An 8,051-nucleotide genomic window follows, 5' to 3' on the forward strand; every position below is an offset into this window, starting at 1 on the left:
CCTACGAGCGAGTTCCGGACTACTTTCCAACCGCAGTACCCGAATACCTCTCACGCACGGCGCATGTGAGGTGTGTCCGTCCATGGAGGTGACAACGCGTGGAACCACTGGCTCAAGAGGCTGAAGTGGCTTCCCCAGGCCTGCTCTCGGATGAGTCCGAGATCGCTGCCGCCCCCGAGCGGAAGGCGGCGACGCGGGGTAAGTCCCCGACGCGCATCGCTCTCGGCCGCCTGCGCAAAGACCGCCTGGCGATGATCTGCCTGGGCATCCTCGGCGCCTTCATCCTGATCGCGCTCCTCGCGCCGGTGCTCTCCAAGATCGAGGGGCAGGATCCGACGACCCTGCACACCAACCTGATCGACGACTTCGGCTACCCGACCGTGGGGCCGAACTCGCAGCACTGGTTCGGCATCGAGCCGCGGCTGGGCCGCGACCTCTTCTCCCGCTGGGTCTACGGCGCCCGCCCGTCGCTGATCGTCGCCGCCCTGGCGACCGTGATCTCGACGGCCATCGGCATCGTGATCGGGCTGGTCTCCGGCTTCACGGGCGGCTGGATCGACCGGATCCTCTCCTGGATCATCGACCTGGTTCTGAGCCTGCCCTACCTGCTCTTCGCGATCGCGATCCCGGCCGTCATCCTGACGATTACGGTCGGTAACAAAGAGGGCGTCGGCGCGGAGACCACCGCGACGGTCCGCTTCTATTCGCTGATCTTCGTGCTCTCGTTCCTCGGGTGGGCCAACCTGGCCCGCCTGATCCGCGGCGAAGTGCTCTCCCTGCGCGAGCGGGAGTTCATCCAGGCCGCCCGCGTGATCGGAGTTCCGACCCGGAAGGTGTTGTTCAAGGAGTTGCTGCCCAACCTGGTCGCGCCGATCGTCATCTCGACGTCCCTGGCGCTGCCGGCGTTCATCGTCAACGAGGCCGCCCTGACGGTCCTCGGCGTCGGCCTCACCGAGCCGACCCCCTCCTGGGGCGTGACGATCTCCGCGGCGACCAACTTCTACCGGGCGGATCCGCTCTTCCTGTGGCTGCCGGTCGGGGGCATCACCATCCTGGTGCTGTCGCTCGCGTTGCTCGGCGACTCCATCCGCGACGCATTCGATCCGCGCACCCGGCGGTAACGGCAGTGCAGATCAGATTGAGAAGAGGAGAAATGGCAAGAGTTCGATTGGCTTTGACGGCCACCGCCGTCCTGGCCCTGGGCTTGGCCGCCTGTGGCAGCCCGTCGTCCAGCGACAAGGACACCAAGGGCGGCGACACCGGCAAGATCAACACGGCGGTGCAGGGCATCGACCGTAACGCCAAGGGCCCGGCGCCCGAGGTCGCCGGCGCTCACAAGGGCGGGACGATCACGGTCTACTCGCAGTCGACGCCGAACACGCTCGACCCGACGAACATCTACTACACCGACTCGAACGAGATCGCCAAGCTGCTGTTCCGCACGCCGACGCAGTACGCGATCCGGGACGGCAAGCCGGTCCTAGTGCCCGACCTGACCGACCTGGGCACCACCTCGGCTGACGGCCTCACCTGGACGTTCAAGCTGCAGCCGAACATCAAGTACGCCGACGGCACGCCGGTCGCGATCGACGACCTGGCGTACTCGGTCAAGCGGTCGTTCGCGCACGACGTCTACGACTCCGGCCCGACGTACCAGCTGACCTACTTCAAGGACGGCGACACCTACAAGGGCCCGTACAAGAGCGGCGACACCTACGCGGGTGTGGAGACCCAGGGCACCGACACCCTGATCATCCACCTGGCGAAGAAGTTCCCCGACCTGCCGTACTACCTGACCTTCCCGGCGTTCACGCCGATCCCGAAGGCCAAGGACACCAAGCAGGACTACCAGAACAACCCGATGACCACGGGCCCCTACATGTTCGACTCCTTCACGCCGGGCAGCGAGCTCAAGCTGAAGCGGAACACGAACTGGGACCCCAACACCGACGCGTCCCGTCACGCGTACCCGGACGCCTGGGACTTCAAGTGGGGTCAGGACGACGTCAAGACCCAGCAGCAGGTCCTGAACTCGAGCGGCCCGGACGCCAGCGCCATCAACTACGGCAACATCGACGCGTCGCTGGTGCAGCAGGTGCTGGGTGGCAAGCAGACGCAGCTGGTGCAGGGCCAGAGCCCGTGCAACATCGTGTGGCAGCTCGACAGCCGTAAGATCCCGCTGGAGGTCCGCAAGGCGATCGCGACGGCGTGGCCGTACGACGACGAGTGGAAGGCGGCCGGTGTCAACCCGTACACCGCCGAGCGTTCCAGCACGGTCCTGCCGCCGAGCATCCCCGGCTACCAGAAGTACACCCCGCTGCCCGGCCTGAGCGGTTCCGGCAACGGTGACGCGGCGGCCGCGAAGGCGCAGCTGCAGGCGGCCGGCAAGCTCGGCTTCGAGGTCAGCTGGTACTACGACAACACCAAGCCGGTCCCGCAGCAGGTCAGCCAGGTTCGGGCCGACGCCCTGACCAAGGCCGGCTTCAAGGTCAAGGCGATCGGTGTCTCGACCGCCGACCTGCGGAGCAAGACCGCCGACTACGGCGCCCCGGTCAACCTGGGCCAGGCCCCGCGCGGCTGGTGCTCCGACTGGCCGACCGGCTTCAGCTGGTTCCCGGTGCTCTTCCAGACGCACAGCATCACCGACGGCAACAGCTGGGGCATGCTGAGCGACAAGGCGCTGGACGCCGAGATCGACGCCGCGGCCGCGCTGCCGAGCGACCAGGCCACCTCCAAGTGGACCGCGCTCGACCCCGAGGTCATGGGCAAGTACATCGCCATCCCGTTCTACTACGACAAGATGGCGGTCGTGCAGGGCACCAACGTCGGCACCACCGTCGGTGACGCCACGATGGGTCTGCCGTCCTTCCAGGACATGTACCTCAAGAGCTGACGCTCGAGCACTGATCGGTCGGGTGGTCCGGTCCGCTACGGCGGCCCGGGCCACCCGGTCCATCCGAACCGCACCACCGTTCCCCCGCTCCACCGCTTCATCCCCGCCGGCCGTGCGCGATCGCGCCGGCCGCGGACACTCTTCACGCGGGACACTCGGACCCGCGGAACATGAACCATGAGGAGTCCAAGCCGTGCTGTTCTACATCCTGCGACGCCTGGTGAGCGCGATATCGGTTGTGTTCGTCACCATCGTCGCCAGCTACGCGCTCTTCCTCCTCGCCCCCACCGACCCGGCCGGCACGATCTGCGGTCCCAAGTGCACGCCGGACAAGGTCGAGGAGATCACCAAGAACCTCAACCTGGACAAGCCCGCCGTCACGCAGATCGCCGACTACCTCAAGGGCATCGTGGTCGGCCGCGACATGGAGCTGGGCGGCACCGTCCGGCACTGCGGCGCGCCCTGCCTCGGCTACTCGTTCCCGACCAGCCAGCCCGTCACCAAGATCCTCGGCAACGCCCTGCCGGTCACCCTGTCGATCGTGCTCGGCGGCGCCATCATCTATTCGGTGGTCGGCCTGCTGACCGGTACGCTCGCGGCCCGATATCGATCTTCCACCCTCGACCGGATCGCGGTCGGCACCAGCCTGGTCGTCAACTCGGTGCCGTACTTCGTGGTCGCCCTGCTGGTCGCCCTCTATCTGACCCGGGGCTTCCTGCCGAGACCGGAGTGGCATCCGTTCGACCAGAACCCACTGCTCTGGGCCACCGGCCTGCTGGCGGCCTGGCTCACCCTGGGCCTGACCAACGCCGCGTCGTACACCCGGTACTCCCGGGCCTCGATGATCGAGTCGCTGGGCCAGGACTTCGTACGCACCGCGCGCTCCAAGGGCATCAGCGAGCGCCGCGTGGTCTACCGCCACGGCGTACGCGCCGCGCTCACGCCGGTCGTCACGATCCTCGGCCTCGACGTGGCCTACCAGTTCGTCAACACGCTCTTCACCGAGAGCATCTTCGGCCTGCCCGGCCTCGGCGTCATGACGCTGCGGGCGTTCGCCCAGTACGACCTGCCGGTGCTCCTCGGCAGCGTCATCATCGGTGCCGTCGTGCTGGTCCTGATGAATCTGATCGTGGACATCATCTACACGGTTCTCGACCCGCGGGTCCGGCTCGGATGACCGAGATCGGTGAACCCGGCCAGATCGGCAGGAGTAATCCCGTGCCGCCGGATGCCCGATCGGGCGACGGCGCCACCGAACGGCAAAGCGGAGACAACATGAGCGAGCAGACGATCCGGGCACCGCAGACCGTCGTGCGGGAACGCCGGGCGCGCAGCGAGAACGAGGAGGCGTACCTGGAGGTCACCGATCTCCACGTACACTTCCCGACCGCGGACGGCCTGGTGCAGGCGGTGCAGGGCCTGACCTATGCGCTGCCGCTGCGCCGCACCCTGGCGATCGTGGGCGAGTCCGGCTCCGGCAAGAGCGTGTCGAGCATGGCCGTGATGGGCCTGCACGACCGGGCCAGCACCCGGATGTCCGGCTCGATCAAGGTCGGCGGGCGCGAGATCGTGGGCATGTCCGAGGAGGAGCTGCGGACGGTCCGCGGCGCCCAGGCCGCGATGATCTTCCAGGACCCGCAGTCCTCGCTGCACCCGTTCTTCACCATCGGCGACCAGATCATGGAGTCGTACCGGGCACACAACAAGGTCTCCAAGCGGGCCGCCAAGGCGCGCGCGATCGAGATGCTGGCCCGGGTCGGCATCCCCAACCCGTCCCGCCGCATCGGCCAGTACCCGCACGAGTTCTCGGGCGGCATGCGGCAGCGCGCGATGATCGCGATGGCCCTGGTCAACGACCCCAAGCTGCTGATCGCCGACGAGCCGACGACCGCGCTCGACGTGACCGTGCAGGCGCAGATCCTCGACCTGATCGCCGACCTGCAGCGCGACTTCGGTTCGGCGGTCGTCTTCATCACCCACGACCTGGGCGTGGTGGCCGAGATCGCCGACGACATCCTGGTGATGTACGCCGGCAGCGCGGTCGAGCACGGCCCGGTCGACAAGATCCTCGGTACGCCCCTGATGCCGTACACCTGGGGCCTGCTCGAGAGCATCCCGGCGGTCTCCGGAAACCCGGGCCCGCTGCACCCGATCCCCGGTTCGCCGCCGAGCCTGCTCGCCATGCCCAGCGGCTGCGCCTTCCATCCGCGCTGCGAGTTCCGCGACCGGGTTCCCAACGACCTGTGCCGGACGCTCAAGCCGGAGCTGATCCCGAGGACGGCCGACATGGCCCGCTCCTCGCGGTGTCACCTGAAGGACCCCGACAAGGTCTTCGAGACCGAAGTCCTGCCCCGGCTGCCGTAAGAGGATCGAGACATGACCGCTGCTACCGCAACCGCGACGTCCGGCGTCAAGAAGGTCGAGGGGGCACCCCTCCTCGAGCTGCAGGACGTCAAGATGCACTTCCGCACCAAGGGCGAGGGTCTGCTGGCCCGCCGCACCCAGTGGGTGCAGGCCGTGGACGGCGTCAACCTGACCGTCGAGCCGGGCCAGACGCTCGGCCTGGTCGGCGAGTCGGGCTGTGGCAAGTCGACCACCGCGCGACTGATCACCCGCCTGCTCGAACCGACCGCTGGCAAGATCAATTATCAGGGTGTCGACATCGCCCACATGTCGGAGCGGCGGCTCCGGCCCTACCGGCGCGAGATCCAGCTGATCTTCCAGGACCCCTACTCGTCGCTCAACCCGCGGCACACCGTCGGCACGATCGTCGGCACCGCGCTGCGCACCCACGACATGGTGCCCAAGAGCGGCGAGCTCACGCGGGTCCAGGAGCTGCTGGAACTGGTCGGCCTCAACCCCGAGCACTACAACCGCTACCCGCACGAGTTCTCCGGCGGCCAGCGGCAGCGCATCGGCATCGCCCGGGCGCTCGCCGCCCGGCCGAAGATCATCGTGGCCGACGAGCCGGTCTCCGCCCTCGACGTGTCGATCCAGGCCCAGGTCATGAACCTGCTGGAAAACCTGCGCTCCGAGCTCGGCATCGCGTTCGTCTTCATCGCCCACGACCTCGGCGTGGTACGGCACTTCTGCGACCGCGTCGCCGTCATGTACCTCGGCCGCGTGGTCGAGCAGGCGCCGCGCGACACGCTGTACGAGGCACCTCAGCACCCGTACACCCAGGCGCTGCTGTCCGCGGTGCCCGACATCGCGGTCGTCCGCGGCGTGCCGCCGAAGTCGCGGATCCGGCTCGTCGGCGACGTGCCGAGCCCGGTCGACCCGCCGTCCGGCTGCCGCTTCCGCACCCGGTGCTGGAAGGCCCAGGACATCTGCGCCCAGCAGGACCCGCCGCTCGAGACCAAGGCGGTCGGCCCCGACGACCAGCTGGTGGCCTGCCACTTCGCCGAGCCGCCGGCCGATTCGATCGTCGCCGAAACGGCCTGACCTTGGTCGCCGCACCCCCGCCGCCGCCACCGTCGGTCTATCGCACGCGCTCGTACGTCATGCGCCGGCGGGTCCTCACCGGACTCGCCGGCGTCGCGCTGCTGCTCGCCGGCTACGGCATCGGACGCTGGCAGGACGGTCCGTCAGCGGCGCCGGCCGCCGTCCCGCCGTCCGCACCGGTCTCCCGGACCCCGGCGCCGCCCTCGGTCGCGCCGGCCACGACACCGCCGCCGAAGCCGACGGTCTATCCGACGCTGCAGGCCGAGTCGGCCGCCGCCCTGACCGGCATCCAGACCCAGGACACGAGCGACGAGGCTGGCGGCAAGAACGTCGGGTGGATCGCCACCGGCGACTCGATGCGGTTCGACAACGTCGACTTCGGGCCGGTGCCGGCGACCAAGCTGCTGGTGCGGGTGGCCGCCGGAACGGCCGACGGCGGGCACATGGACATTCACCTGGACGACCCGGCCCAGCCGGTGGTCGGCGCGCTCAACGTGACCTCCACCGGCGACTGGCAGACCTGGCGCACCGACGAGGTGACGCTGGCGTCGCCGCTGACCGGGAAGCACACCGTGTTCTTCACGTTCACCGGTACCAAGGACAGCGAGTTCGTCAACGTCAACTGGCTGCAGTTCGAGCACTGACCACCCCGTACGGAAAAAAGCCGCGCCCGAACCGGGCGCGGCTTTCGTCGTAGAGGGATCAGGCGGCGAGAGCGCCGGAGACCTCGATCTTGCGGGGCTTCGCCGTCTCGAGCACCGGGATGCTCAGGGTCAGCACGCCGTTGTCGTAGCGGGCCTCGAGCCGGTCGGTGTCCAGGTTGTCGGAGAGGAAGACCTGGCGGGTGACCGTGCCCATCGGGCGCTCGGCGACCAGCAGGCGCAGGCCCTCCTGCTCGGGGCGCTTGCGCTCGGCGCGGACGGTCAGGACCTTGCGGTCGACGGTGACGTCGATGCTGGCCGGGTCGACGCCGGGCAGGTCGATGTCGATGTAGAAGGTGTCGTCGATCCGGTAGGCGTCCAGGCGGGCGCCGGAGTTCCGGGTCGCGCTGTCGAAGACGCGGGCCGTGAGCCGGTCGAGGTCGCGGACGGTCGCGCTACGAAGCAACATGGGTGGTTCCTCCAGCGGGAGCATTCTTCGGGGGTTGAGCGTTGTGCGCTCAACTTTGGCAACCGAGAATCTCGCGGTGGAATTCCCGCTAGGCCAATCGGAAGTCGGCGAAGTCGAAGCCCGGCGAGACCACGCAGCTGACCAGCACATGTTCGTTGCCGGCCGGGATAGCGGCCTGCCACACCCCCGATGGAATCAACACCTGCGGCTCGCGGCCCGGTCCCATTCCGAGAGTGACTTCGGTCGCCTCGCCCGGCTGCGGGCCGTCGCCGCCGAGGCGCAGAGTGAGCGGGCCGCCCGCATGCCAGAGCCAGATCTCGTCCGACTTGACCACGTGCCAGGCCGACTCCTCGCCCGGGTTCAGGAGGAAATAGATGGCGGTGGCGGTCGGGCGGTCACCCGCGTACCCCTCGAGAGTGACCCTCCGCGGTGAGCGGAAGGTCTCCCGGTACCAGCCGCCCTCGGGGTGGGGCTGGAGGTCGAATTGCTCGGCGAGGGGCGGGCGAGAGGCGGGCGTTCGGTAAAGCGGACCCCTGAACCCCCGACACCCCGATAGGGCAACAACACCTACTAACTACACGAGCCCCGCGAAGAGTGAGGCTTT

Annotated in this window: 7 protein-coding genes and 1 pseudogene; 6 read left to right on the plus strand and 2 right to left on the minus strand. The window is 68.5% G+C overall.

The window, feature by feature from the left end:
* Window positions 1–125: 125 nt before the first annotated feature.
* From AB0M88_RS21725 to AB0M88_RS21750, 6 genes are all read left to right on the plus strand, one after another.
* Entirely contained in the window at window positions 126–1,121 is a 996-nt protein-coding gene (locus AB0M88_RS21725; protein ID WP_364104861.1) for an ABC transporter permease, read from the plus strand.
* A gap of 32 nt (window positions 1,122–1,153) precedes the next feature.
* Window positions 1,154–2,893, plus strand: coding sequence for an ABC transporter substrate-binding protein (locus AB0M88_RS21730; protein WP_364104863.1), 1,740 nt, complete (start codon window positions 1,154–1,156; stop codon window positions 2,891–2,893).
* A 193-nt stretch (window positions 2,894–3,086) separates the two neighbouring features.
* Window positions 3,087–4,070 (plus strand): ABC transporter permease, encoded by a 984-nt coding sequence (locus AB0M88_RS21735; RefSeq protein ID WP_364104865.1) that lies wholly within the window; start codon window positions 3,087–3,089, stop codon window positions 4,068–4,070.
* A 98-nt stretch (window positions 4,071–4,168) separates the two neighbouring features.
* Window positions 4,169–5,257: an ABC transporter ATP-binding protein gene (locus tag AB0M88_RS21740; protein ID WP_364104867.1), complete on the plus strand. Its 1,089-nt coding sequence runs from the start codon at window positions 4,169–4,171 to the stop codon at window positions 5,255–5,257.
* 12 nt (window positions 5,258–5,269) lie between these two features.
* Window positions 5,270–6,337, plus strand: a complete 1,068-nt coding sequence (locus tag AB0M88_RS21745) for an oligopeptide/dipeptide ABC transporter ATP-binding protein (protein WP_364104869.1) — start codon at window positions 5,270–5,272, stop codon at window positions 6,335–6,337.
* A gap of 2 nt (window positions 6,338–6,339) precedes the next feature.
* A complete protein-coding gene (locus AB0M88_RS21750) occupies window positions 6,340–6,981 on the plus strand; it encodes a carbohydrate-binding protein (protein ID WP_364104871.1) in 642 nt (213 codons plus the stop codon).
* 58 nt (window positions 6,982–7,039) lie between these two features.
* Here AB0M88_RS21750 and AB0M88_RS21755 read toward each other — a convergent pair whose 3' ends face one another.
* Both AB0M88_RS21755 and AB0M88_RS21760 read right to left on the minus strand, forming a co-directional pair.
* Window positions 7,040–7,447, minus strand: a complete 408-nt coding sequence (locus AB0M88_RS21755; protein WP_364104873.1) for an Hsp20/alpha crystallin family protein — start codon at window positions 7,445–7,447, stop codon at window positions 7,040–7,042.
* Window positions 7,448–7,535: 88 nt separating this feature from the next.
* Window positions 7,536–7,928: pseudogene (locus AB0M88_RS21760) on the minus strand (cupin domain-containing protein); the annotation flags it as partial.
* Window positions 7,929–8,051: the final 123 nt, after the last annotated feature.

The organism is Actinoplanes sp. NPDC051411 (assembly GCF_040682075.1).
Lineage (GTDB): Bacteria > Actinomycetota > Actinomycetes > Mycobacteriales > Micromonosporaceae > Actinoplanes.

Bases quoted from the DNA above. Each gene is read 5' to 3' on its own strand.
- AB0M88_RS21745 (WP_364104869.1), top strand. From the start codon at position 5,270: ATGACCGCTGCTACCGCAACCGCGACGTCCGGCGTCAAGAAGGTCGAG.
- AB0M88_RS21730 (WP_364104863.1), top strand. From the start codon at position 1,154: ATGGCAAGAGTTCGATTGGCTTTGACGGCCACCGCCGTCCTGGCCCTG.
- AB0M88_RS21755 (WP_364104873.1), bottom strand. From the start codon at position 7,447: ATGTTGCTTCGTAGCGCGACCGTCCGCGACCTCGACCGGCTCACGGCC.
- AB0M88_RS21740 (WP_364104867.1), top strand. From the start codon at position 4,169: ATGAGCGAGCAGACGATCCGGGCACCGCAGACCGTCGTGCGGGAACGC.